Genomic DNA, 23,100 nt, shown 5'->3' on the forward strand with positions numbered 1-23,100 from the left:
GCCAGAATCTCCCTCACCCTCGGAAGGACCAGGTGAAAGCCGTGAAACCCGCGCAGTCCGTGCGCACGAACCGTGACTGGCTACACGGACTGCTGATGTCCGCCCCCGCCGTGGCCGGGCTCATCGCCTTCGTCGGCATCCCCTTCTGCTACGCCGTGGTGCTCTCCTTCTACAACGTGCGCCTCGGCTCGCCGCTCGAGCCCACCTTCTTCGGTGTGGAGCAGTACCGGCGGCTGTTCACCGACCCCGACCTGTCCGGCCCCTTCCTGCGGGCGCTGCTGAACAACCTGACCTTCGCCGTGGTCGTCGTACCGCTGCAGACGTGCCTCGCCCTCGGTCTCGCGATCCTGCTGAACCGCAAGCTGAAGGCGATAGGCCTGTTCCGCTCCCTGTTCTTCATGCCGGTCGTGTTCCCGATGGCGCTGGTCGCCGTGATCTGGCGGCTGATCCTCGCCCGCAGCGACCAGGGCATGCTCAACTCCGCGCTGGACGCGGTGAGTTTCGGCAACTGGGGCGCGTTCGACTGGCTCGGCGACGGCCTCACCGCGATGGCCTCGATCATCGTGCTCTCCGTCTGGCAGGGCGTCGGCTTCCAGATGGTCATCCTGCTCGCCGGCCTCCAGCAGATCCCGACCGAGCTCTACGAGGCGGCCCAGCTCGACCGGGCCTCGCGCTGGCAGCAGTTCCGCCATGTCACGCTGCCCGGCATCCGCGGCACCCTCGTCTTCGTCGCGCTGCTCACCTCGGTGCTGTCCTTCCGGGTCTTCGACCAGGTGTACGTCCTGGTCAAGGGCGGCGGGCTCGACGAGGACGCGGCCCGCACGGTGATGTACCAGGCCGTCACCACCGCCTTCGACCAGAACAACATCGGCCAGGCGTCCGCGATCACGGTCGTGTTCTTCCTGATCGTCGTCGTCCTGACCCTGATCCAGCGCCGCGTCGTCCGGCCCGACGACTCCTGACAACGAGGTCTGACCATGAGTACGAGTACGAGTGCCGGTCTCTCCCGCGGCCCTCTGCGCCGCTTCCTCGACTACGCCGTCCTCTCCGTGCTGGCGTTCGTCTTCGCGCTGCCGGTCATCTATCTCCTCCTCGGCAGCCTCAAGCCGTCCGACGAGGTCCTGAACGGCCTGTCCGGTTTCCTCCCCACGCATCTCTCCTTCGACAACTACTCCGCCGTCCTGGACAGCCTGAACTCCGACAGCACCGGCTACTTCTGGCAGTTCATGGGCGTCTCGCTGCTGCTGGCGTTCGTGGTGGTGACGGGTGGCCTGTTCATCAACTCGATGGCGGCGTACGGGCTTTCGCGGCTCAAGTGGCGGGGCAGGGAGGCCGTGTTCACCCTTGTCCTGCTGCTGATGCTGGTGCCGTTCGAGTCGGTGGCCGTGCCGCTGTTCTACATGTTCAACGACCAGCGGAACACGCTCCTCATCCAGGCGCTCCCCTTCGTCGCCAACGCCTTCTCGATCTACCAGTTCCAGACGTTCTTCCGGTCGATCCCGCCGAGCATCGAGGAGGCGGCCCGCCTGGACGGAGCCGGTCCCTGGCGCACCTTCTTCGCGATCATCGTCCCGATGTCGAAGCCGGTCTTCGCCTCCGTGGCGATCCTGACCTTCCTCACCCAGTGGGGTTCGTTCCTCTGGCCGGTGCTGATGGTCTCCGACCCCTCGGTCCGCCCCCTCCCGCTGGAGATGAGCGTCTTCCAGGGCCAGCAGCCGCCGGACTGGGGCCAGATTCTCGCCTTCGGCGTCCTCCTCGTCCTGCCCGTCCTGATCGTCTTCGCGTTCTTCCAGCGGTGGTTCGTCCAGGGGGTGGCCAGCGCGGCGGTCAAGGGCTGAGCGCCGGGGACCGGGGACGGATCTGGGCCGGTTGTCAGTGGCCGGTGCGATGCTGGGGGCATGAACCGGGACGATCTCGTGCGGCTGCGGCAGGCAAAGGACCGCATGGACCGCGAGTACACCGAACCGCTGGACGTGGGCGTCCTCGCGCGCACCGCGCTGATGTCCCCCGGCCACTTCCAGCGCAGCTTCCGCGCGGCCTACGGCGAGACACCGTACGGCTATCTGATGACCCGCCGCATAGAGCGGGCCAAGGCGCTGCTCCGCCGCGGGGACCTCACCGTGACCGAGGTGTGCATGGCCGTGGGGTGTACGTCACTGGGGTCGTTCAGCTCCCGGTTCACGGAGTTGGTCGGCGAGACACCGAGCGCGTACCGGGCGCGTTCGCACGAGCAGAGCGCGGCGATACCGGCGTGCGTGACGAGAACCCTGACCCGGCCGACGCGGCATCGGCCCCGAATTGGCACGACGGAGGGGGAGGGGCCGTTCTAGCGTGACCTCGTCGATCCCGAGAACCGGCGGATCCCGAGAACGGACGTGAACCCATGGCCACCGGACAGCACCCCACCCCGGCCCCGACGGACGTGAAGCTCGCCCAGTGCTTCATCGCCGTCGACGATCACGACAAGGCGCTCGCCTTCTACCGCGACACCCTGGGCCTGGAGGTCCGCAACGATGTGAGTTACGAGGACATGCGCTGGGTGACCGTGGGCTCCCCGCTCCAGCCGGACGTGGAGATCGTCCTGGAGCCCCCGGCCGCGAACCCCGACTTCTCCCCCGCCGACCAGGAGGCCGTGGCCGAGCTGCTCGCCAAGGGCGTCCTGCGCGGGGTCATCTTCACGACCGCCGACTGCGACGCCCTCTTCGCCCGCGTCCGCGAGGCCGGCGCGGACGTCATCCAGGAGCCCATGGACCAGCCGTACGGCGTCCGCGACTGCGCGTTCCGCGACCCGGCGGGCAACATGCTGCGCTTCCTGGAGCGCGGGAGCGGCACCCGTGGCTGAGACACCCGCGCGTGAGCCGATCCGCGAGCCGATCCGCTGGGCGTACGCCTTCATCGACCGCCCGGCGGCGGACTTCGACCGGGCCTGCGTCTTCTGGACAGCCGTCACCGGCACGAAGCTCTCCGAGCCCCGGGGCGAACGGTCCGAGTTCGTGACCCTCCTGCCCGAGAACGCGGACGCCGACGCCTCGGTGAAGGCCCAAGCGGTCGACTCGGGCCCCGGCGGCGCCCACCTCGACCTCTCCGTCTCCGACGTCCCGGCCCTGATCGCGTCCGCGACCGCCCTCGGCGCCGAGATCGTCACCGCCCACCCCGGCTGGGCGGTGCTCCGCTCCCCCGCCGGCCAGCTCTTCTGCGCGGTCCCCTGGCACGGAGAGTCGGTACGCCCACCCGTGGTCGAGGGCACCCGCCTGGACCAGCTGTGCCTGGACATACCCCCCGCCGCGTACGACGCCGAGGTCACCTTCTGGACCACCCTGACCGGCTGGAATTGCCACCCCGGCTCCCGCCCCGAGTTCCACGTCCTGAATCCCCTCCCGTCCCTCCCCTTCCGCCTCCTCCTCCAACGCCTGGACACCCCCCGCCCCACCTCCGCCCACCTCGACCTCGCCTGCACCACCATCGAAACCACCCGCACCCACCACGAAACCCTCGGCGCCGTCTTGGTGGCCCAGCACCCCCACTGGACGGTGATGCGGGACCCCACGGGCGGCACGTATTGCCTTACGGGCCGAGACCCGGAGACGGGAGGGTTGCGGCCAACCCAGTAAGTCGGCGAGGGTCCAGGGGGCGCAGGGCGCGCAAACTCAGCGGGGGTCCAGGGGCGCAGCGCCCCTGGCGGGGTCCGGGGCGGAGCCCCGTGTCGGTCGGGGTCGAAGGGGCAGCGCCCCTGGGGATGATGGGGTCCCCCCGCTCGAGCGAAGCCGAGAGTGGGGGAGGGTAGGGGCGGCGGGGGCGAGGAAAAGCCCGGCACAGACGCCCGCTCAGACGCCCGCTCAGACGCCCTCCACACCATCCAGAACCGGCCGGACCACCACCGGATACTCCTTGAGCCCCTCGGGCCCCGGACACCGCGCGACCCGCGCCGCGATCTCCGTGACCCGCTCCAGGCTCGCGCAGTCCAGCAACCAGTACCCGGCCATCAGCTCCTCGCTCTCCCGATACGGCCCATCGGCGACCACGGGCTCCCCACGCTCGTCGACCGTCACCAACCGCGTCCGAGCCGGCTCGGCCAACCCCTGCCCATCGATCAGCTCACCGGTCTTGGCAAGGTCCTCATTGATCGCACCCATGTGGTCGTACATGGCCTGCAGCTCATCCGGGCTCCAGGCCGGCGAGTACTCGGACGCCTTGCCCCGCATGCCCTCGTAGTCGGCCTGCGTACCAAGAACCATCACCAGGTACTTCATGAGCCAGCTCCTTCAGCCCCGCTCCTCGGCCTCCCCCTCGACCGTCTGTTCGACCTGCTCCACGGCCTTTCTCTCGGTCTTCACCGCGTACGTGCCATGCGAGCCGTGCGTCCGCCGGGCCGCGGCCCGGGGCTTCTCCACGACGGCGTCCACGGCGTCCTCGACGTACGCCTCACACTTCGGGTTCCTGCACGGACCCGGACCCCATACGGGTACGAACGCGCCCAGCGTCTTGTGCCGCCGCACGACCGTGGCCACAGGCTGTCCGCAGACCGGGCAGACATAATCGTCGGTGCCCATGTCCTCAGGGTATGACCGACGGAGGCCGCACGCTCCCCGCCGTACGCCACTGTCCGCACCCCAACCGGCGCGGCCCCGGATGATCACGACGGGCCCCGCGCACCGTGGGGATGCGCGGGACCCGCCCCGACCGAAGGCATCGACCTGCCCGGCTACCGCGTCACGCGCTCCGCCGCGTCACGAACTCGGCCAACGCGAGCAACCCACCCGCGGCCTCCGGATCCGGCACCGCACGGGACAGTTCGTGCATCGCCCGGGCCATCCGATCGGCCGCCTGGACCTGCGCCCAGTCACGCCCACCGGCCCGCTCGACCACCAGCGCCGTACGCTCCAATTCGCCCTCCTCGTACGGCGCCCCGTACAACTCAGCGAGCTCGGCGGCCTCCGGAGTACCGGAGGCGAGCGCGGCGACCACGGGCAGGGACTTCTTCCGGACCATGAGATCCGCTCCGGCCGGCTTACCGGTACGGCTCGGATCACCCCAGATGCCGATCACGTCGTCGATCAGCTGGAAGGCGAGCCCGGCCTCCCGCCCGAACGCGTCGAGCGCCTCGACATCCTCCTTCCCCGCCCCCGCGTACAACGCGCCCAGCGCACAGGCGCAGCCGAGCAACGCGCCGGTCTTCGCCTCGGCCATGGCGAGCACCTCGTCGAGGGTGACGTCGTCCGGCCGGCGTCCCTCCATCTCCGTGTCCGTGTGCTGGCCCGCGCACAGTTCGACGACACAGGCCGCGAGCCGAGCGGAGGCCGCGGCCGCCGCCGGGTGCGGATCCTCGGCGAGCAACCGCTGGGCGAGGGCCTGCAGCGCGTCCCCGGCGAGGATCGCGTCCGGCACACCGAACACGGTCCAGGCGGTGGCCCGGTGCCTGCGCGTCGTGTCCCGGTCCATCACGTCGTCGTGCAGCAGCGTGAAGTTGTGCACCAGCTCCACCGCGGCGGCGGCCCGCACGGCGGCGGACTCGCGCCCGCCGAGCGCCTCGGCTGCGGCGAGGACCAGCGCGGGACGTATCGCCTTGCCCGCGTTGCCCGCCGCCGGGGTGCCGTCCGCGTGCTCCCAGCCGAAGTGGTAGCGCGCGACCCGGCGCATCGAGCCGGGCAACGACTCGACCGCCCGGCGCAGTTCGGGGTCGACGGACAGCCGCGCCTGCTCCAGGATCCCCACCGCCTCCTGCCCGTCCGGAGGGATCGTGATGTGGCCCCGCCTTTCCAGGGTTTCGAACGGGCTGTGCTTGGTCTTGGGCAGGGTCACCGCCACCGGCCGATCTCGACGTTCTCCAGAACGCCGAGCGCGTCGGGGACGAGGACCGCGGCCGAGTAGTAGGCCGTCACGAGGTACTTGATGATCGCCTGCTCGTTGATGCCCATGAAGCGCACGGACAGGCTCGGCTCGATCTCGTCCGGGATGTTCGCGGCCCGCAGACCGATGACGCCCTGGTCCTCCTCGCCGGTACGCATGGCGATGATCGAGGTGGTCCTGGCCTCGGTCACCGGGATCTTGTTGCACGGGTAGATCGGGACACCGCGCCAGGTCGGGATGCGGTTCCCGGCGATGTCGATGGTCTCGGGGACGAGTCCGCGCTTGTTGAGCTCACGGCCGAACGCGGCGATCGCGCGCGGGTGGGCGAGCAGCAGCCTGGTGCCCCGGCGGCGGCTGAGCAGTTCGTCCAGGTCGTCCGGGCCGGGCACACCGTCGTGCGGCTGGAGCCGCTGGTCGTACTCGCAGTTGTGGAGGAGCCCGAACTCCCGGTTGTTGATGAGCTCGTGCTCCTGGCGTTCCTTGAGCGCCTCGACGGTGAGCCGGACCTGCTGCTCGGTCTGGTTCATCGGCTGGTTGTAGAGGTCGGCCACGCGCGTGTGGATGCGCAGTACGGTCTGGGCGACGCTCAGTTCGTACTCGCGCGGCGCGGCCTCGTAGTCGACGAAGGTATGCGGGATGTCCGGCTCACCGCTGTGGCCCGCGGCGAGGTCGATCTCCTTCTCGCCATACTTGTTGGTGCGCTGCGACGGGATGGAACGCTGCTCCTGAAGGTGCCCGCTCAGGGTCTCGGCTCGCTCCGCGACCTGTTCGACGGCCTGACGCGGCAGGACGAGCACCGTGCATGCGGTGACCGCGCGGGCCGTGTACTCCCAGATCGCGTCGGCGTCGAGCAGCGCCTGGTCGCCGAAGTAGGCCCCGTCGGCCAGCACTCCGAGCACGGCGTCGTCCCCGTAGGGGCCGCTGCCGATCTTCTCGACCTTGCCGTGCGCGAGCAGGAACACCTCCTCCGCCTGGCTGCCGAACTCGGCCAGCACATCCCCCGGCGCGAACTCCCGCTGCTCGCACCGCCGGGCCAGCTCGCCCAGCACGTCGATGTCCTCGTAACTCCGCAGGGCCGGCAGTTCGCCCAGCTCCGCGGGGATGACGGCGACCCGGTCCCCGGTCTTCACAAAGGTGATCCGACCGTCGCCGATCGCGTAGGTGAGCCGCCGGTTCACCCGGTACGTGCCACCCTGCGCATTCACCCATGGCAGCATGCGCAACAGCCAGCGCGAGCTGATCTCCTGCATCTGGGGCGCGGACTTCGTGGTGGTGGCCAGGTTCCGGGCAGCGGCCGTGCCGAGACTCTGCTGCGGCTTGTCCTGCTGCTGACGGACCTCTTCGCCTACCGACATACGGATTTCCCCTCCGGGTGTGCACAGATATCGCGGTCACCGATCTCGCGATCCAGCCTGCCATCACGGAGTGTGTCGATGCTATTACTCGAAAGAGCGGGAATGGATCTCAGAAGACTGGGCATATCAGCGGTTTTTGTCGACCGCACGCGCCCGTCGCCGAATCTGACCAAATCGACTCGCGCGTCGCACACGCAACTGGCATCCGTTCGCCGCCGGGAGTACAAGCCTGCGTACGAGGCGGCCGCGACCAGCGGCCGTCGCAGCGCACGAAGGAGTCGGCATGGCCCCACCCATGTCCGCGGGCAGGTTCCTCACCCTCCTGAGGAACGAGGGCGTCACGGTCGTCGAGGTCGGCGACTGGGAACATCACAACCGCAATCACAAGGGGCCGTGGGGTCCCGTGCACGGCGTGATGATCCACCACACCGTCACCTCCGGCAGCGAGCGCACCGTCCGCATCTGCCGCGACGGTTACTCGGGCCTGCCCGGCCCCTTGTGTCACGGTGTGATCACCAAGGACGGCCGCGTCCACCTCGTCGGTTACGGCCGCGCCAACCACGCCGGTCTAGGTGACGACGAGGTGCTGCGGGCCGTCATCGCCGAGAAGGCCCTCCCGCTGGACAACGAGGCCAACACCGACGGCAACCGCCACTTCTACGGTTTCGAGTGCGAGAACCTCGGCGACGGCAAGGATCCCTGGCCCGAACCCCAGCTCGACGCCATCGAGCGGGTCTCCGCCGCCGTCTGCCGCCACCACGGCTGGACGGAACGCTCCGTCATCGGCCACCTCGAATGGCAGCCCGGCAAGGTCGACCCCCGCGGCTTCACCATGGCCTCCATGCGAAACCGCATCCGCGCCCGCTTGAAGTAGGGCTCCGTCGCGGCCACGGGCCCCACCTCTGGCGCACCCGACGCCGACCGGTCATGTGTCCGACAATGGGCATGTGACCGGCCAGCCCTCCGCCCCCGACCCTTCCACCCCCGACCCGACCGCCGCCCTGAACCCCCGGCTGCCGTCCCCTCTTCAAGAGGTCGTGGACGACCGTTTCGCCCGGCACGGCGTCCGGCTGCTCCTCAAGCGCGACGACCTGATCCATCCCGAGCTGATCGGCAACAAGTGGCGCAAGCTCGCCCCCAATCTGCGCGCGGCGGCCGGACGTCCCCTCCTCACCTTCGGCGGCGCCTACTCGAACCATCTGCGCGCCACCGCCGCCGCGGGCCGCCTCCTGGGCCTGCCCACCATCGGCGTGGTCCGCGGCCAGGAGCTCGCCGACCGCCCCCTGAACCCCTCCCTGTCCCGCTGTACGGCGGACGGTATGCGCCTGCACTTCATCGACAGATCGACGTATCGCCGCAAGACCGACCCGGACACGCTGGCCGCCGTCCTCCGCGCCGCCGACGCCGACAACGCGTACGTCGTCCCCGAGGGCGGCAGCAACTCCCTCGCCGTACGCGGCTGTCAGGACCTCGGCACCGAACTGCGCGGCCGGGCCGACGTCGTCGCCCTCGCCTGCGGCACCGGCGGCACGCTCGCCGGTCTCGCCGCCGGCCTGGCCCCCGACCAGCGCGCCCTCGGCATCCCCGTCCTCAAGGGCGACTTCCTCGAAGAGGAGATACGACAACTCCAGCGGCAAGCTTTCGGCGGCCGCCGTGGCGTCTGGTCCCTCGACGACCGCTTCCACTTCGGCGGCTACGCCCGCACCACCCCCGAACTGGACGCCTTCGCAACCGGCTTCGAGACCCGGCACGGCCTCCCCGTGGAACGTCTCTATGTCGCCAAGTTGCTCTACGGACTTGTCACCCTGGCCTCCGAAGGCACCTTCCCACGCGGGACGACGCTCGCCGCGGTGATCACCGGAAGCCCCTTCTCCGAGCAGGCGAGTAGGCCCTAGGGCGTCTCCCGGTACGCCGCCGCCTCCTCCAGGTCCAGCCTGCGCAGCAGTGTCCGCAGCATCTCGTCGTCGATGTGGCGCCCGTCCCGCAGCTTGACGAACACCTCCCGTTCGGCGCCGATCATCTCCCGGGAGAGTCGCCTGTAGGTGTCGTCGGCGGTCTCCCCTGTGACCGGGTTCACCGATCCCAGCCGCTCCCACACGGCGTTGCGGCGCCGCTCCAGCACGGCGCGCAGCCGGTCGACCAGGGGCGGCGGCAGCGCGTTGCGCTCGTCCGTCAGCAGCTCGTCGAGGCGCGCCTCGGCGACCCGGGACGCCTGGGCCTGGGCATTGGCCTCGGCGAGGGTCTCGGCCCGGGCGTCGTGCCCCGGCAGCTTCAGCAGCCGGATCAGCGGCGGCAGGGTCAGCCCCTGGATGACCAGGGTGCCGATGACCGTCGTGAAGGTCAGGAAGAGGATCAGGTTCCGGCCGGGGAACTCCTCCCCACCGTGCACCGTGAGCGGGATCGAGAACGCGATGGCCAGCGAGACGACCCCGCGCATCCCGGCCCAGCCGATGATGAACGGCCCCTTCCAGGTGGGATTGTCCTCCCGCTCCCGGATCCGGGCGGACAGCGTCCGCGGCAGGAAGGTCGCCGGATACACCCACACGAACCGGGACGCGACGACCACGACGAAGACGGCCACGGCATACCAGGTGGCGCGCGCGCCCTCGTACTCGCCCAGCCCTTCCAGGACGACCGGCAGCTGGAGTCCGATGAGCGCGAAGACCGCGGATTCCAGCAGGAAGGCGACCATCTTCCAGACCGCCTCCTCCTGGAGACGGGTCGCGAAGTCGACCTGCCAGTTGCGGTGGCCGAGGTACAGGCCGACGACGACCACGGCGAGCACTCCGGAGGCGTGGACCCACTCGGCGAGCCCGTAGGCGACGAAGGGGGTCAGCAAGGAGAGCGCGTTCTGCAGGAGCGCTTCCGTCAGGTGCGTGCGCAGCCAGTGGATCGGCATCATCATCAGCAGCCCGACCGCGACGCCGCCGACCGCCGCCACCAGGAACTCGATGATCCCGCCGGCCCAGCTCGCGCCCTCGCCGATCGTGGCGGCCAGGGCCACCCGGTACGCGGTGATCGCGGTCGCGTCGTTCACCAGGGACTCGCCCTGGAGGATCGTGGTGATCCGCGACGGCAGCCCCACCCGCCGCGCGACCGCCGTCGCCGCCACGGCGTCCGGCGGCGCCACCACCGCGCCCAGCACCAGCGCGGCGGTCAGCGGCAGCCCCGGCACGATCAGGTACGCGGCCCAGCCGACGACCAGGGTCGCGAAGAGCACGTAGCCGACCGACAGCAGCGCCACGGGCCGCAGTTGGGCCCGCAGATCGAGGTACGAGCTGTCGGTGGCCGCCGTGTACAGCAGCGGCGGCAGGATCAACGGCAGGACGATCTCGGGGTCGAGCTCGTAGTGCGGCACTCCGGGCAGGTACGACACCACCAGGCCCACCGCGACCAGCAGCAGCGGAGCGGGCACCGGCGTACGCCGGGCGATGCCGGCGACCGTCGCGCTCCCCGCGACCAGCAACAGCACGGGCAAAAAGTGCATCGCTGCCCGCCCCCTTCGATTCAGCGCACGGTTCCGCGCGACCGTCGTAACCTGGCCATCATGAAACAGTGCACGCACGCGGACGCACTGCCGCACCCCGAGCCGGTTCCGCTCAGCGAGACCTGCCCGGAGTGCCTGGCGGTCGGCGCTCACCCGGTGCAGTTGCGGATGTGCCTGGAGTGCGGGCACGTGGGCTGCTGCGACACCTCGCCGCTGCGGCACGCGACCGAGCACCACAAGGAGAGCGGCCATCCCATCATGCGTACCTTCGAAGCGGGCGAGAGCTGGCGCTGGTGCTTCGTCGACCATGTCCTCGTATGAGCACTCGTACGACGCCCGGAATCCCGAACAGGACCACGACGAACAGGTCCGCGACCTCGTACGACGGAACCAAGTCACCCCGTGACTCGTCGACGTACTCGTGTGAGACGGTTCGGCAGTCCGACGCCTGGGTACGTCAATCCGGCGCGTGCTCTTCCTATTTGAGGCCCGCAGACCTCTAGCCACCGAGCGTATTCATAGGCTTACTATGAGTGACAGCATGGGGCGTGGTCCCCGGGACCCCGGGGACACGGCGCTCGGTAGCGCGATAGCGTCACCGCTGAACCACGTAGCGCGTTACCCCGGGGGGCGACCCTCGGCCCCCGAAAAAGCTTGTACCACCTTGGAGGTGAGGGTGTCCCAGATCGCAGGCGAGCCCGGGACCCAGGACTTCGTGGAAGTCCGGCTGCCGGCCGCGGGTGCCTACCTGTCGGTGCTGCGTACGGCGACGGCCGGCCTCGCGGCCCGTTTGGACTTCACCCTCGACGAGATCGAGGACCTTCGCATCGCGGTCGACGAGGCCTGCGCGATCCTGCTCCAGCAGGCCGTGCCCGGCTCGGTGCTCAGCTGTGTCTTCCGCCTGGTCGACGATTCGCTGGAGGTCACGGTCTCGGCCCCGACCACGGACGGCCACGCCCCCTCGCGTGACACCTTCGCCTGGACCGTGCTGTCGGCCCTGGCGGGCAAGGTCTCCTCCGCGGTCGCCGAAGACAAAACCGTTTCGATCAGCCTCTACAAACAGCGCGGCGCGGGACCCGGGCCGGCGTGAGGAACGGGGACGGGCCGGTGCGGGACGAAGAGAGCGGCACACGGGAACTTCCCGCGGAGGGCGGGGGTGCCCCCTGGCCGAGCGAGGCCGCAAGTCCGGGCGGCGTCGGTCCGAGCGGGCCGGTGCACCTGGCGGACGGCGTCGACGGCATCCCCGAGCAGGCCCGGCCGCACCCGGAGGACGACTCCTCGGCGGCGGCCGGACCGTCTCGGTGGGCGGAGCCGGCCGACGACGCGGAGCGCGAGGTGCTCTCCGACGGGCAGCGGGATCCGGAGGGTGCCGTACGGCGGACTGGGGCCTCCCCCGCACAGTCGAGAGCTGGGGGAACGGTGACGGTGGGCGGGACTATGAGCGAGCACGAGCGACACGACGAGGCGGGCGCGCAGAGCGTGCGCAGCACGCAGCACGACCCTCAGGACCGCAGTGGGGCGCGAGCCCTGTTCGTAGAGCTGCGTTCCCTGAAAGAGGGCAGTGCGGAGTACGCGGAGCTGCGCAATCGGCTGGTCCGGATGCATCTGCCGCTCGTGGAGCACCTCGCGCGCCGCTTCCGCAACCGCGGTGAGCCGTTGGACGACCTGACGCAGGTCGCCACCATCGGCCTGATCAAGTCGGTCGACCGTTTCGACCCCGACCGCGGCGTGGAGTTCTCCACGTACGCGACCCCGACGGTCGTCGGCGAGATCAAGCGGCACTTCCGTGACAAGGGCTGGGCGGTGCGCGTGCCGCGCCGGCTGCAGGAGCTGCGCCTCGCGCTGACCACGGCGACGGCCGAGCTCTCCCAGCAGCACGGCCGCTCCCCGACGGTGCACGAGCTGGCCGAGAAGCTGGCCATCTCGGAGGAGGAGGTCCTGGAGGGCCTGGAGTCGGCCAACGCGTACTCCACTCTGTCCCTGGACGTCCCCGACACCGACGACGAGTCCCCGGCCGTCGCCGACACGCTGGGCGCCGAGGACGAGGCGCTGGAGGGCGTCGAGTACCGGGAATCCTTGAAGCCGCTGCTCGAAGACCTTCCCCCGCGCGAGAAGCGGATCCTGCTGCTGCGCTTCTTCGGCAACATGACCCAGTCGCAGATCGCGCAGGAGGTCGGCATCTCCCAGATGCACGTGTCACGACTGCTGGCGAGGACTCTTGCCCAGCTACGGGAGAAGCTCCTCGTCGAGGAGTAGCCGCCATAGGCGCTCGACGGCTATGGCGATCCTTACCCGTTGCTGGTGCTGTGGGCAGTCGTTCCGCGGGGCGATGGGGGTCCCCCGCGCGAGCGAAGCCGAGCGTGGGGGAGGGTGGGCACAGCCGACAGCGCCGGGCGCCCTACGAACCAGGCCCCAGTACAGCTACCGGTCAGACTCCCCCGCACGCCCCGGCCCTTGAATCCCCAGGGCCCGGGTCGTAGCGGGATTGATCAGCAACACAAGCGCCGTCACGGCGACGACAGCCAGCACGATCCCCGCCGGGATCGCCACGCTGTCGGCCTGGAGCAGGCTGTACGCCACAGGCAGCGCCATGATCTGCGTGATGACGGCGGGCCCCCGGCTCCAGCCGCGCCGCAGCAGCAGCCCGCGCGCGGCGATCAACGGCAGCAGGGCCAGCGCGATCAGCGTGACGCCCCCGGTGACACCGGTGCTCAGGTCGCCCGAGTCCCCGGTGAGGCCGAGGACGAGCATGGCCCCGCCGCCGACCAGCAGCGCCACTCCCTCCAGCGCGGCCAGCGCCGCCGCGGCGGTCAGCCGCCCGGGACGGGGCTCGGCGTCAGGGGTCTGCGGGGTGGGATTCTGCTCAGGGCTCACCCCTGAAGGGTAGCCCTCGCCCTTCACCCGAACGGGCCCGACCGGACCCCCGGTGCACCGAGTACCGCCCAGTAGGTACCCTGCAACGCATGCGTGCACTTCTCGTGGTCAACCCGGCGGCAACCACCACAAGCGCACGTACGCGCGATGTGCTGATCCACGCGCTCGCGAGCGAGATGAAGCTCGAGGCGGTCACCACCGAGTACCGCGGGCACGCCCGGGACCTCGCCCGCCAGGCCGCGGAGGGCAAGGACGACGTCGAGCTGGTCGTGGCGCTCGGCGGCGACGGCACGGTCAACGAGGTCGTGAACGGCCTGCTGCACCACGGCCCCGACCCGGACCGTCTCCCCCGTCTCGCCGTGGTCCCCGGCGGCTCCACCAACGTCTTCGCCCGCGCCCTGGGCCTGCCCAATGACGCCGTGGAGTCCACCGGCGTCCTCCTGGACGCCCTGCGCGAGAGCCGCGAGCGGACGGTCGGTCTGGGCATGGCCTCGGGTACCCCGGGCACGGAGGACGAGGCGGTGCCCTCCCGCTGGTTCACCTTCTGCGCCGGCCTCGGATTCGACGCGGGTGTGATCGGCCGGGTCGAACAGCAGCGGGAACGCGGCAGGAAATCCACGCACGCCCTTTACCTGCGTCAGGCATTCCGTCAGTTCCTGGAAGAGCCCCACCGCAGACACGGCACGATCACTTTGGAACGGGCCGGCGAGGACCCCATTTCCGATCTTGTGCTCTCCATAGTCTGCAACACGTCCCCGTGGACGTTTCTGGGCAATCGCCCGGTGTACGCATCACCTAAGGCCTCGTTCGATAAAGGTCTCGATGTGCTCGGCCTCAGCCGCATGTCGACGCCCGCGCTTGCCCGTTATGCCACACAGTTGCTCACTTCGTCCCCCGAGCGCGGCCCCCACGGCAAGCACGCCACGTCCCTGCACGACCTGACCGACTTCACCTTGCATTCGAAGGTCCCCCTCCCCCTCCAGATGGACGGCGACCACCTCGGACTGCGTACGAGCGTGACGTTCACAGGCGTACGCCGTGCACTGCGTGTGATTGTGTGAGCGGAACGGGCAAAAGTCCTTCCACTCGAACGTTTAGGCCAGGATCCACCCCATGGAAGTACGGCTGTGACACAGTCGACACCGAGGAATCAAAAAAAACTTTCCGGAAGGGGTTGTATCCGCCGCCGAGGTTTGCGAGTCTCTACGTGGCACTCGGGACAGCCCGCAACACCGGCTCACGCAAGCGCCAGAACCCCTCCTCACATCAAAGGACCACACCAGTCCGTCTGGTGATCGGCCCTTCACTTGTTGAGGGATTCGTGAAAGCGTTCACATTCACAAGCAACGTGCATGTAATACCAAGGAGAGGTAGCAGCCATGGACTGGCGTCACAACGCCGTTTGCCGCGAGGAAGACCCCGAGCTCTTCTTCCCCATCGGCAACACCGGTCCTGCGCTGCTGCAGATCGAGGAAGCCAAGGCTGTCTGCCGTCGCTGCCCGGTTATCGAGCAGTGTCTGCAGTGGGCGCTTGAGTCCGGCCAGGACTCCGGCGTCTGGGGTGGTCTCAGCGAGGACGAGCGCCGCGCCATGAAGCGTCGCGCCGCCCGCAACCGGGCCCGTCAGGCCACCGCCTGACAATCCCACCCAGTAATAGCCTGAGCTTGGCGGCGCGTACAGCGAGTACGCTTCTCCCGCCCCCGAGCCGCAGCGCGCAGTGCCCCCGGTGCGCTTAATCAGCCACTTGCCTGAGCCCCGGACCAGATCATGGTCCGGGGCTCAGTGCTGTTACTGGGCCTCAGCGCTGTTACTTCTGGGTGCGCACCGGGATGTCGAGGATCACCTGGGTGCCGCGCTCGGGGGCCGGGACCATGTCGAAGGTGCCGCCCAACTCGCCCTCCACCAGCGTCCGTACGATCTGCAGGCCGAGGTTGCCCGAGCGGGCCGGGTCGAAGCCCTCAGGCAGGCCGACGCCGTCGTCCTGGACGGTGACGAGGAGACGGGTCTCCTTGGTGGTGCCGCCGCGTACGGCGGAGACCTCGACGCTGCCGGTGTCGCCCTCGCGGAAGCCGTGTTCGAGGGCGTTCTGCAGGATCTCGGTGAGGACCATGGAGAGCGGGGTCGCGACCTCCGCGTCCAGGATGCCGAAGCGTCCGGTGCGTCGGCCGGCGACCTTGCCCGGGGAGATCTCGGCGACCATGGCGAGCACCCGGTCGGCGATCTCGTCGAACTCCACGCGCTCGTCCAGGGTCTGGGAGAGCGTCTCGTGCACGATCGCGATCGACCCGACCCGTCGTACGGCCTCTTCGAGGGCCTCCCGGCCGCGCTCGGACTCGATGCGCCGGGCCTGGAGGCGGAGCAGTGCGGCGACCGTCTGGAGGTTGTTCTTCACCCGGTGGTGGATCTCCCGGATGGTCGCGTCCTTGGTGATCAACTCGCGCTCGCGACGCCGCAGTTCCGTCACGTCCCGCAGCAGCACGAGGGAGCCGATGCGCGGGCCCTTGGGCTTGAGGGGGATCGCCCGGAACTGGATCACCCCGTCGCTGGACTCGATCTCGAACTCGCGCGGCGCCCACCCGCTCGCGACCTTGGCCAGCGCCTCGTCCACCGGGCCCCGGGACGGGGCGAGTTCGGCGGTCGTACGGCCGAGATGGCAGCCGACGAGGTCGGCGGCGAGGCCGAGGCGGTGGTACGCGGACAGCGCGTTCGGGGAGGCGTACTGGACGATGCCGTCGGCGTCGAGCCTGATCAGGCCGTCGCCGACGCGCGGCGAGGCGTCCATGTCGACCTGCTGGTCGGGGAACGGGAACGCGCCCGCGGCGATCATCTGGGCCAGGTCGGACGCGCTCTGGAGGTACGTCAACTCCAGGCGGCTCGGGGTGCGCACGGTCAGCAGATTGGTGTTGCGCGCGATGACGCCGAGGACGCGTCCCTCCCTTCGTACGGGGATGGACTCGACCCGTACGGGCACCTCCTCACGCCACTCGGGGTCGCCCTCGCGGACGATGCGGCCCTCGTCGACGGCCACGTCCAGCAGGGGGCGGCGGCCGCGTGGGACCAGGTGGCCGACCATGTCGTCCTGGTACGAGGTGGGGCCGGTGTTGGGGCGCATCTGGGCCACGGAGACATAGCGGGTGCCGTCGCGGGTGGGGACCCAGAGGACGAGGTCGGCGAAGGAGAGATCGGAGAGAAGCTGCCACTCCGACACCAGCAGATGCAGCCACTCCAGGTCGGAGTCGCTGAGAGCGGTGTGCTGGCGGACGAGTTCGTTCATGGAGGGCACGTGTGCGAGCGTACCTGGCGGTACGGACATGGCCGGAAACGGTGGTTCGGTAACCGGTGCGGGCCCTGGAAGCACCCGCGGGCCGCGGCGCCTGAGAGGGACCCTCAACCCTCCCGGCACCGCAGCCCGGAGCAGCATCGGCCGTGGGGTGTGCGGTCCCAGATGGCCGAAGGATGAGGAGCCGGAGCAGTCAGGGCAGAGAGCGCCGGTTCCTCGGTCCGCCTTCCTGTGCGGGGAAGACGGAGGTCTGTTTCGTCGTACGCGTGATCGCCGCGGTCGGGACCGCTGATCGATCACATGTCCTACCCCGCATTGTTGACTAGACCACTGCGTGTGTCCATGCGTTCGCGGATGTTTGTTGTTGTGCCATTGAACAATATTCGGCCCGTCTGGACCATCCTGCTAGATTGGTCTAAACCACATGTGGATTGAGTCCCCTTTCCAGATCGGCAGGCCCAACGTGGAAGTTGTCATCGTTCCGGATGCCAAGGCGGGTGGCGAGCTCATAGCCGAGGCGATGGCCCAGTTGCTCCGGCGCAAGCCCGACGCGCTGCTCGGGGTGGCCACGGGGTCGACCCCGCTGCCCGTCTACACGGCGCTGGCGGCGAAGGTGCGGTCCGGTGCCGTGGACGTGTCGCGGGCGCGGATCGCGCAGCTCGACGAGTACGTGGGGCTGCCGGCCGAGCATTCCGAGTCGTACCGCTCGGTGCTGCGGCGGGAGGTGCTGGAGCCGTTGGGGCTCGGCATGGACGCGTTCATGGGGCCGGACGGGACCGCCGAGGACGTGCCGGCGGCGTGCGCGGCGTACGACAGGGCGCTGGCCGAGGCGGGGGGTGTGGATCTGCAGTTGCTCGGCATCGGGACCGACGGGCACATCGGGTTCAACGAGCCGTGCTCGTCGCTCGCCTCGCGGACGCGGATCAAGACGCTGACCGAGCAGACCCGCGTCGACAACGCGCGGTTCTTCGACGGGGGCATCGAGCAGGTGCCGCACCACGTCATCACGCAGGGCATCGGGACGATCCTGGAGGCGCGGCATCTGGTGCTGCTCGCGACGGGTGAGGGGAAGGCGGATGCGGTTGCGGCCACCGTGGAGGGGCCGGTGGCGGCGGTGTGTCCGGCGTCGGCGTTGCAGCTGCATGCGCATGTGACGGTGGTGGTGGATGAGGGGGCCGCGTCCAAGTTGAAGCTGGCTGACTATTTCCGGCATACGTATGCGAATAAGCCGGAGTGGCAGGGGATTTGAGGGTGCGGTCTCGTCTGCCGGGTTCGGTGATTCGAGGGCTGCGGGCTCGTCGTGGTTTCTCGCGCAGTTCCCCGCGCCCCTAAAGGGCGCGACAGGCGCCGCTCCCTTCAAAGGGAGCGGCGCCTGTCGTGTCGTAGCTGCTACTTGCCTGCGATGATCTCCGCCGCCGCTCGGCCGCAGACTCGGGCCGCCCCGTGCGTCGCGATGTGGAGGGCGCCCCGGGGAGCGGACTGAGGTACGCCCATTTCGACCACGATGGTGTCGGGGCGGGTCCGGAGGAGTGTGTCGAGGGCGGTGGTCATCCAGGGGTGGCGGTGTTCGTCGCGGACTACGGCGACGATGCGGTGGGGGCCGGCGGCCGTCAGGGCGGAGGGGCCGGCGTTGTCGCCCGTGAAGGTGCCGGTCTCGGTGCCGGGGAGGAGGCGGGACAGTTCGGCACCTACTCCCCACGGGGTCTCGTCGCCTACGGCGATGTTCGCCATGGGAGTGAAGGCGGCGACGTAGAGGGGGCGGGTGGCGGGCTCGTACGGTTCGGAGGGAGTGACCGTCAGGGCGCGGCGGGCGGCGATGAGGCCCACGTCCGGGCGGGCCTCGGCGGCGGAGGCGGTCCCCGTCCACCGCGCCAGTGCCCGGACCCGGCTCGCGGCGTCCGCCAGGCGGGCTTCCGGGAGGGTGCCGGAGCGTACGGCCGCGACGAGGGCGTCGCGGAGGCGGCGTACCGTCTCGTCGTCGGCGAGGCCGCCGCCCACGCAGATCGCGTCGGCGCCGGCGGCGAGGGCGAGGACGCTGCCCTGTTCGATGCCGTAGGTGCCGGCGATGGCGCGCATCTCCATGCCGTCGGTGACGATGAGGCCGTCGTAGCCCAGTTCGCCGCGAAGGAGGTCGGTGAGGATGCCGTGCGACAACGTTGCCGGGCGGTCGGGGTCCAGGACGGGGACGAGGATGTGGGCGCTCATCATCGCGCGTGAGCCGGCGGCGATGGCGGCCCGGAACGGGGCCAGGTCGCGGGCCTCCACCAGGGACCGCTCGGCGTCGATGCGGGGCAGGGCGAGGTGGGAGTCGACGGCGGTGTCGCCGTGGCCCGGGAAGTGCTTGGTGCAGGCGGCGACTCCGGCGGACTGGAGGCCGGTGACGTAGGCCGCGGTGTGGCGGGCGACCAGTTCGGGGTCGGCGCCGAAGGAGCGTACGCCGATGACGGGATTCCCCGGATTGGAGTTCACGTCGGCCGACGGGGCCCAGTTGAAGTTGACGCCGCAGTCCGCGAGGCGGCGGCCCAGGGCGTGGGCGACCTCCCTCGTCAGGTCCACGTCGTCGACCGCGCCCAGGGCGTGGTTGCCGGGGAAGGACGAGCCGGTGCGCACCTCCAGGCGGGTGACGTCGCCGCCCTCTTCGTCGATCGCGACCAGGACGTCCTCGTGCTCGGCTCGCAACTGGGCGGTGAGCGCGGAGAGTTGTTCGGGGGAGGTGATGTTGCGGCCGAAGAGGCCGACGGAGGCGAGGCCCTCGCCGAGGCGGCGCAGCAGCCAGTCGGGGGCGGTGGTGCCCGTGAAGCCGGGCTGCAGGACCGTCAGCGCGTCCCGCGTGAGAGTGTCCGAGCCAGTGGCGAATGTCGTCATCGGGTGCGCTTATCCCTTCACGGCGCCCGCGGTGAGACCCGCGGCCATCTTGCGCTGGACGAGGAGGAAGAGGACGACGATCGGCACGGCCATCATCGTGGAGCCGGCCATCATCGGGGCGTATTCGGTGCCGTGCTTGGTGGTGAAGTTGCCGAGCCAGACGGTCGCGGTCTGGTTCTGCTGGCTCATCAGCATCAGGGCGTACAGGTACTCGTTCCACGCCTGGATGAAGCCGTAGACCGAGGTCGCCACCATGCCGGGGGCGAGCAGCGGGAACACCACGCGGAGGAAGGCGGTGGTGCGGGAGCAGCCGTCGACCATGGCCGCCTCCTCCAGTTCGCGCGGGATGTTGACGATGAAGCCGCGCAGGGTCCACACGGTGAACGGGAGGATGAAGGTCAGGTAGGTGAGGATCAGGCCGGTCAGGCGGTCGTACTGGCCCAGGTCGTTCAGAAGCAGGAAGACCGGGATGATCATCGCGACCAGCGGGACCATCTGGACCGCCAGGATGCCGACGATCACCACCTTCCGGCCGCGGAAGGCGAAGCGGGAGATGGCGAGGGCTGCCAGCATGCCGACGACGATGCCGATCACCACGACGGCGAGGGACACGATGAGGCTGCGGCCGACCGAGCCCCAGAAGTCGGCGATGTCCAGCGCCCGGCTGAAGTTGGAGAGGGTCACACCGGTCGGCAGCAGGCTCGGGTCCGGGTCGATGGCGTCCTTCGCCGGCTTGAACGCCGTGTTCAGCATCCAGTAGACGGGGAAGCCGGCGGTGACGAAGACGAGGAGACCGAGGAGGTTCCAGCCGAGCTTGGACCTCCGGGGACCGGAGACACCGGCAGTACTCATTCGACCTCTCCGATCTTCAGCATCTGGCGCATGTAGACGCCGATCACGCCCAGCAACAACACCACGGTCAGCAGGGCGATCGCCGAGCCCTGCGCGTAGTCGTTGACCACGAACGCCTTGTTGTACGAGTAGGTGGTGAGCAACTGGAACTCGGCCTCCGGGTGGCCCCCCCGCATCACGAAGACCTGGGGGAAGACGCCCATGTCCCAGATGACCGAGAGAGTCGTGAGCATCACGATGATCGGCTTGAGGATGGGGAGGGTGACATAGCGGAACACGCCCCACGCGCCCGCGCCGTCCAGCCGGGCCGCCTCCTCCAACTCCTTCGGCACCTGGGTGAGTCCGGCGCTGAGCGTGATGACGACGAACGGCACCGCGCCCCACACCACGAGCAACGTGATGACGGCCAGGCCCTCGGGGCCGCTCGCGAACCAGTTGTGGCCGATCATGTCGACGCCGGGGAGCTTACTGAGCAGCGCGTTGAAGATGCCGTAGTCGGAGTCGAAGAGCCACTTGAAGACGGTCGTGGCCACGATGATCGGCATGCCCCAACTCGCCACCAGCGCGATGTTGATGAGCGTCTTCACCCAGCCCGAGACCCGCTGGAGCAGCAGGGCGATCAGCATGCCGATGACCATCGTGAAGATCACGCAGGCGGCGGCGAAGACGACGGTCCGTACGACGACGGCCCAGAACTCACCGTCGCCCAGCACCTCGGCGAAGTTGTCGAAGCCGACCGACTCCGCCGGCTTGAAGCCCCACAGCTGGGACTGGCCGAACTCCTGGAAGGAGAGCGTGACCAGCCGGCCCAGCGGATAGCCGAGAACGAGGGCGAGGATCAGGAGACAGGGCGCGAGGAGGGCCCAGGGTACGGCGGCGCCGCCCGAGGTCCGCTTTCTTCGTGGGCTTTCCGGGACGGTCGGTGGCGGCGCCTGCCGCGGCGGCGGCACCTTGATGGGGGTGGTCGTGTCTGCGGCACTCATCGCGCGCTCCTCAGCGATCCCTCAGGTCGAACGGTCGTACGGGAAGTGGGGCCCCGCCCCGTGAACGGGGCCCCCACCGGTGCTCACGCGTTGTTGATGACCTTGTCGATCGCCGCATCCGCTTCCTTCGCCGCCTCCTCGACAGACTGCTTGCCCGTGCCGATGGACTGCAGCATGGTCTGCAGGATCTGCGCCTTCTCGACCTGCCCCCACCCGGGCGCCATCGGCACGAACCAGTTGGACTCGGCAGCGGTCGCCGGAACCGCCGTAGCCGGGTCGGACTTGAGCGTCGCGAGGTCGGTCTTGTTGTTGGGCAGGTTGCCCTTCTCCATCAGCACCTTCTGCCCCGAGGAACCGGTGAACGCGTTGATCCACTCGGCGGCGACGGTCTGTGCGTCGGACTTCACCGGCACGGCGAGGTCGGAGCCGCCGAGGAAGACGGGGAGGTTCTTGCCGGACGGGCCGGGCATCACGAAGTTCTCGACGTTGCCGGCGAGCTTGCCGGTCTTGTCGTTCTCCTTGACCGCGGCGGTCGCGCCCTCCCAGGCGGGGGCGAAGATCATGCCGGACTTACCCTGGCCGTAGACGATGTAACGGTCGGACTCGTCCTTGGTCTTGTCGCCGTGCATGTAGGTGTCGACGACGTTCTTGAACTCCTCCAGGCCCTTGATGGACTCCGGGGAGGAGAGGTTGGCCTTCCACTCGCCGCCCGACTCGACCGCTATGGAGCCGCCGGCGTCGTAGACGAAGGACATGGCCGCGTACCAGTCGCGGGTGGGCTGATACCAGGCGTTGAACTTGTCGCCCTGCTTTTTCTGGACCTTGTCGAGGGCGGCGGTGAGCTCGTCGTACGTCTTGGGGGTGGACTTGACGCCGGCCTCGGCGAAGAGGTCCTTGCGCCAGTTGGCGACGCGGCCGCCGGCGTAGTACGGGACGCCGTACGTCTTGCCCTCGTAGGTGACGGAGGCCTTGAGGCCGTCCAGCCAGGCGCCTGCGTTGTCGAACTTCGCCGGGTCGACGGGGGCGAAGGCGCCCTTGACCATGTAGGCGAGCATCTCGGTGTTGCCCATCTCGACCACGTCGGGCGCCTTGTCGGTGGCGAGGACGGCGTCGAGCTTGGCGTTCTTGTCGGGCCAGCCGTAGTACTCGTGCTTGATCTTGATGCCGGGGTGCTTCTCGGTGACCGCCGCGTCGGCGGCCTTGACCAGCTCGGGCCAGTTGTTCTGCGCGTCCACCGTGAGCCAGACGGTCAGCTCCTCGGTGTCCGCCCCCGTGTCCGAGCTCCCGCTCCCGCCGCCCCCGCACGCCGCGATGGAGACCATCATGCCCGCGACACAGATCGCGGTTGTCAGCTTGCGCTTCACGCCACCCCTCCTCAGAACACCTGGACCAATGGTGTAGACCAGTAGGCGGAGCTTGGCTCAGACCAATAGGTGTGTCAAGGAATGAGCGACCCGCTCTCACCAGCCGTTATGCGACCTACATATGCAGGAACCTTTAAGTAAGAAGGCGGCGAAAATCGTTCGGTTGGGGCACACTCGTCAGGTAGACCATTCCA

At 69.4% G+C, this 23,100-nt stretch carries 24 protein-coding genes; 13 read left to right on the plus strand and 11 right to left on the minus strand.

Translation table 11 applies throughout. The annotated features are described in order from the left end of the window. The first annotated feature begins 41 nt into the window (after positions 1-41). The 5 genes from F3T56_RS34895 to F3T56_RS34915 are packed head-to-tail and all read left to right on the plus strand — an operon-like array spanning position 42 to position 3,611. Positions 42-962 (plus strand): carbohydrate ABC transporter permease, encoded by a 921-nt coding sequence (locus F3T56_RS34895; RefSeq protein ID WP_246204212.1) that lies wholly within the window; start codon positions 42-44, stop codon positions 960-962. A 15-nt stretch (positions 963-977) separates the two neighbouring features. Beyond that, entirely contained in the window at positions 978-1,838 is an 861-nt protein-coding gene (locus tag F3T56_RS34900; RefSeq protein ID WP_149829355.1) for a carbohydrate ABC transporter permease, read from the plus strand. A gap of 60 nt (positions 1,839-1,898) precedes the next feature. Next, complete coding sequence (locus F3T56_RS34905; protein WP_149829356.1) at positions 1,899-2,330, plus strand: helix-turn-helix transcriptional regulator; 432 nt, start codon at positions 1,899-1,901, stop codon at positions 2,328-2,330. Positions 2,331-2,383: 53 nt separating this feature from the next. Next, positions 2,384-2,842: a VOC family protein gene (locus tag F3T56_RS34910; RefSeq protein WP_149829357.1), complete on the plus strand. Its 459-nt coding sequence runs from the start codon at positions 2,384-2,386 to the stop codon at positions 2,840-2,842. After that, positions 2,835-3,611, plus strand: a complete 777-nt coding sequence (locus F3T56_RS34915) for a VOC family protein (protein WP_246204214.1) — start codon at positions 2,835-2,837, stop codon at positions 3,609-3,611. The genes F3T56_RS34910 and F3T56_RS34915 overlap by 8 nt, the downstream gene beginning before the upstream one ends. A gap of 225 nt (positions 3,612-3,836) precedes the next feature. On the opposite strand, the gene F3T56_RS34920 is transcribed toward F3T56_RS34915, so the two are convergent. The 4 genes from F3T56_RS34920 to F3T56_RS34935 all read right to left on the minus strand — a co-directional run bounded on the left by F3T56_RS34920 (position 3,837) and on the right by F3T56_RS34935 (position 7,202). Further along, positions 3,837-4,250 carry a YciI family protein gene (locus F3T56_RS34920; RefSeq protein WP_149829358.1) on the minus strand — a complete coding sequence of 138 codons (414 nt, stop codon included), beginning with the start codon at positions 4,248-4,250 and terminating at the stop codon, positions 3,837-3,839. Positions 4,251-4,262: 12 nt separating this feature from the next. Continuing rightward, positions 4,263-4,550 carry a hypothetical protein gene (locus F3T56_RS34925; protein ID WP_149829359.1) on the minus strand — a complete coding sequence of 96 codons (288 nt, stop codon included), beginning with the start codon at positions 4,548-4,550 and terminating at the stop codon, positions 4,263-4,265. Positions 4,551-4,710: 160 nt separating this feature from the next. Further along, on the minus strand, positions 4,711-5,760 hold the full coding sequence (locus F3T56_RS34930; RefSeq protein ID WP_216373038.1) for a family 2 encapsulin nanocompartment cargo protein polyprenyl transferase: 1,050 nt from the start codon (positions 5,758-5,760) through the stop codon (positions 4,711-4,713). A gap of 35 nt (positions 5,761-5,795) precedes the next feature. After that, positions 5,796-7,202 carry a family 2B encapsulin nanocompartment shell protein gene (locus F3T56_RS34935; protein WP_149829360.1) on the minus strand — a complete coding sequence of 469 codons (1,407 nt, stop codon included), beginning with the start codon at positions 7,200-7,202 and terminating at the stop codon, positions 5,796-5,798. A 283-nt stretch (positions 7,203-7,485) separates the two neighbouring features. Between F3T56_RS34935 and F3T56_RS34940 the strand changes: the two genes are divergently transcribed. Together F3T56_RS34940 and F3T56_RS34945 are read left to right on the plus strand one after the other, a co-directional pair. Next, positions 7,486-8,076, plus strand: coding sequence for an N-acetylmuramoyl-L-alanine amidase (locus F3T56_RS34940; protein ID WP_172639282.1), 591 nt, complete (start codon positions 7,486-7,488; stop codon positions 8,074-8,076). A 73-nt stretch (positions 8,077-8,149) separates the two neighbouring features. After that, positions 8,150-9,097, plus strand: coding sequence for a 1-aminocyclopropane-1-carboxylate deaminase/D-cysteine desulfhydrase (locus F3T56_RS34945; protein ID WP_149829361.1), 948 nt, complete (start codon positions 8,150-8,152; stop codon positions 9,095-9,097). Here the strand turns inward: F3T56_RS34945 and F3T56_RS34950 are convergent. Next, positions 9,094-10,689: a Na+/H+ antiporter gene (locus F3T56_RS34950; protein WP_149829362.1), complete on the minus strand. Its 1,596-nt coding sequence runs from the start codon at positions 10,687-10,689 to the stop codon at positions 9,094-9,096. The two genes, F3T56_RS34945 and F3T56_RS34950, sit on opposite strands and share 4 nt — an antisense overlap. A 60-nt stretch (positions 10,690-10,749) precedes the next feature. On the opposite strand from F3T56_RS34950, the gene F3T56_RS34955 reads away from it, so the two are divergent. The 3 genes from F3T56_RS34955 to F3T56_RS34965 all read left to right on the plus strand — a co-directional run bounded on the left by F3T56_RS34955 (position 10,750) and on the right by F3T56_RS34965 (position 12,945). Then, positions 10,750-11,010: a UBP-type zinc finger domain-containing protein gene (locus F3T56_RS34955; protein WP_149829363.1), complete on the plus strand. Its 261-nt coding sequence runs from the start codon at positions 10,750-10,752 to the stop codon at positions 11,008-11,010. Positions 11,011-11,365: 355 nt separating this feature from the next. Then, positions 11,366-11,779 (plus strand): ATP-binding protein, encoded by a 414-nt coding sequence (locus F3T56_RS34960; protein WP_128379511.1) that lies wholly within the window; start codon positions 11,366-11,368, stop codon positions 11,777-11,779. Further along, positions 11,776-12,945: an RNA polymerase sigma factor SigF gene (locus F3T56_RS34965; protein WP_149829364.1), complete on the plus strand. Its 1,170-nt coding sequence runs from the start codon at positions 11,776-11,778 to the stop codon at positions 12,943-12,945. The genes F3T56_RS34960 and F3T56_RS34965 overlap by 4 nt, the downstream gene beginning before the upstream one ends. A gap of 165 nt (positions 12,946-13,110) precedes the next feature. On the opposite strand, the gene F3T56_RS34970 is transcribed toward F3T56_RS34965, so the two are convergent. Continuing rightward, entirely contained in the window at positions 13,111-13,563 is a 453-nt protein-coding gene (locus F3T56_RS34970) for a hypothetical protein (RefSeq protein ID WP_149829365.1), read from the minus strand. 89 nt (positions 13,564-13,652) lie between these two features. Between F3T56_RS34970 and F3T56_RS34975 the strand changes: the two genes are divergently transcribed. Beyond that, complete coding sequence (locus F3T56_RS34975) at positions 13,653-14,624, plus strand: diacylglycerol/lipid kinase family protein (RefSeq protein WP_149829366.1); 972 nt, start codon at positions 13,653-13,655, stop codon at positions 14,622-14,624. A 318-nt stretch (positions 14,625-14,942) separates the two neighbouring features. Then, positions 14,943-15,200 carry a WhiB family transcriptional regulator gene (locus F3T56_RS34980; protein WP_007491230.1) on the plus strand — a complete coding sequence of 86 codons (258 nt, stop codon included), beginning with the start codon at positions 14,943-14,945 and terminating at the stop codon, positions 15,198-15,200. Positions 15,201-15,369: 169 nt separating this feature from the next. On the opposite strand, the gene F3T56_RS34985 is transcribed toward F3T56_RS34980, so the two are convergent. Continuing rightward, the gene (locus F3T56_RS34985; protein WP_216373039.1) at positions 15,370-16,836 is read right to left on the minus strand and encodes a sensor histidine kinase; all 1,467 of its coding nucleotides are present in this window, start codon (positions 16,834-16,836) and stop codon (positions 15,370-15,372) included. Positions 16,837-17,305: 469 nt separating this feature from the next. Between F3T56_RS34985 and nagB the strand changes: the two genes are divergently transcribed. Continuing rightward, positions 17,306-18,091: a glucosamine-6-phosphate deaminase gene (gene nagB / locus F3T56_RS34990; protein ID WP_149829368.1), complete on the plus strand. Its 786-nt coding sequence runs from the start codon at positions 17,306-17,308 to the stop codon at positions 18,089-18,091. 140 nt (positions 18,092-18,231) lie between these two features. Here nagB and F3T56_RS34995 read toward each other — a convergent pair whose 3' ends face one another. The 4 genes from F3T56_RS34995 to F3T56_RS35010 form a co-directional block, all read right to left on the minus strand. Continuing rightward, complete coding sequence (locus tag F3T56_RS34995; RefSeq protein WP_149829369.1) at positions 18,232-19,707, minus strand: glycoside hydrolase family 3 protein; 1,476 nt, start codon at positions 19,705-19,707, stop codon at positions 18,232-18,234. 9 nt (positions 19,708-19,716) lie between these two features. After that, positions 19,717-20,559, minus strand: coding sequence for a carbohydrate ABC transporter permease (locus tag F3T56_RS35000; RefSeq protein WP_149829370.1), 843 nt, complete (start codon positions 20,557-20,559; stop codon positions 19,717-19,719). After that, entirely contained in the window at positions 20,556-21,542 is a 987-nt protein-coding gene (locus tag F3T56_RS35005) for a carbohydrate ABC transporter permease (RefSeq protein WP_149829371.1), read from the minus strand. Before F3T56_RS35005 ends, F3T56_RS35000 begins: the two co-directional genes overlap by 4 nt. Positions 21,543-21,625: 83 nt before the next feature. After that, positions 21,626-22,906 (minus strand): extracellular solute-binding protein, encoded by a 1,281-nt coding sequence (locus F3T56_RS35010; protein ID WP_149829372.1) that lies wholly within the window; start codon positions 22,904-22,906, stop codon positions 21,626-21,628. Positions 22,907-23,100 lie beyond the last annotated feature (194 nt).

Source organism: Streptomyces tailanensis, from assembly GCF_008386495.1.
Taxonomy (GTDB): Bacteria; Actinomycetota; Actinomycetes; order Streptomycetales; family Streptomycetaceae; genus Streptomyces; species Streptomyces tailanensis.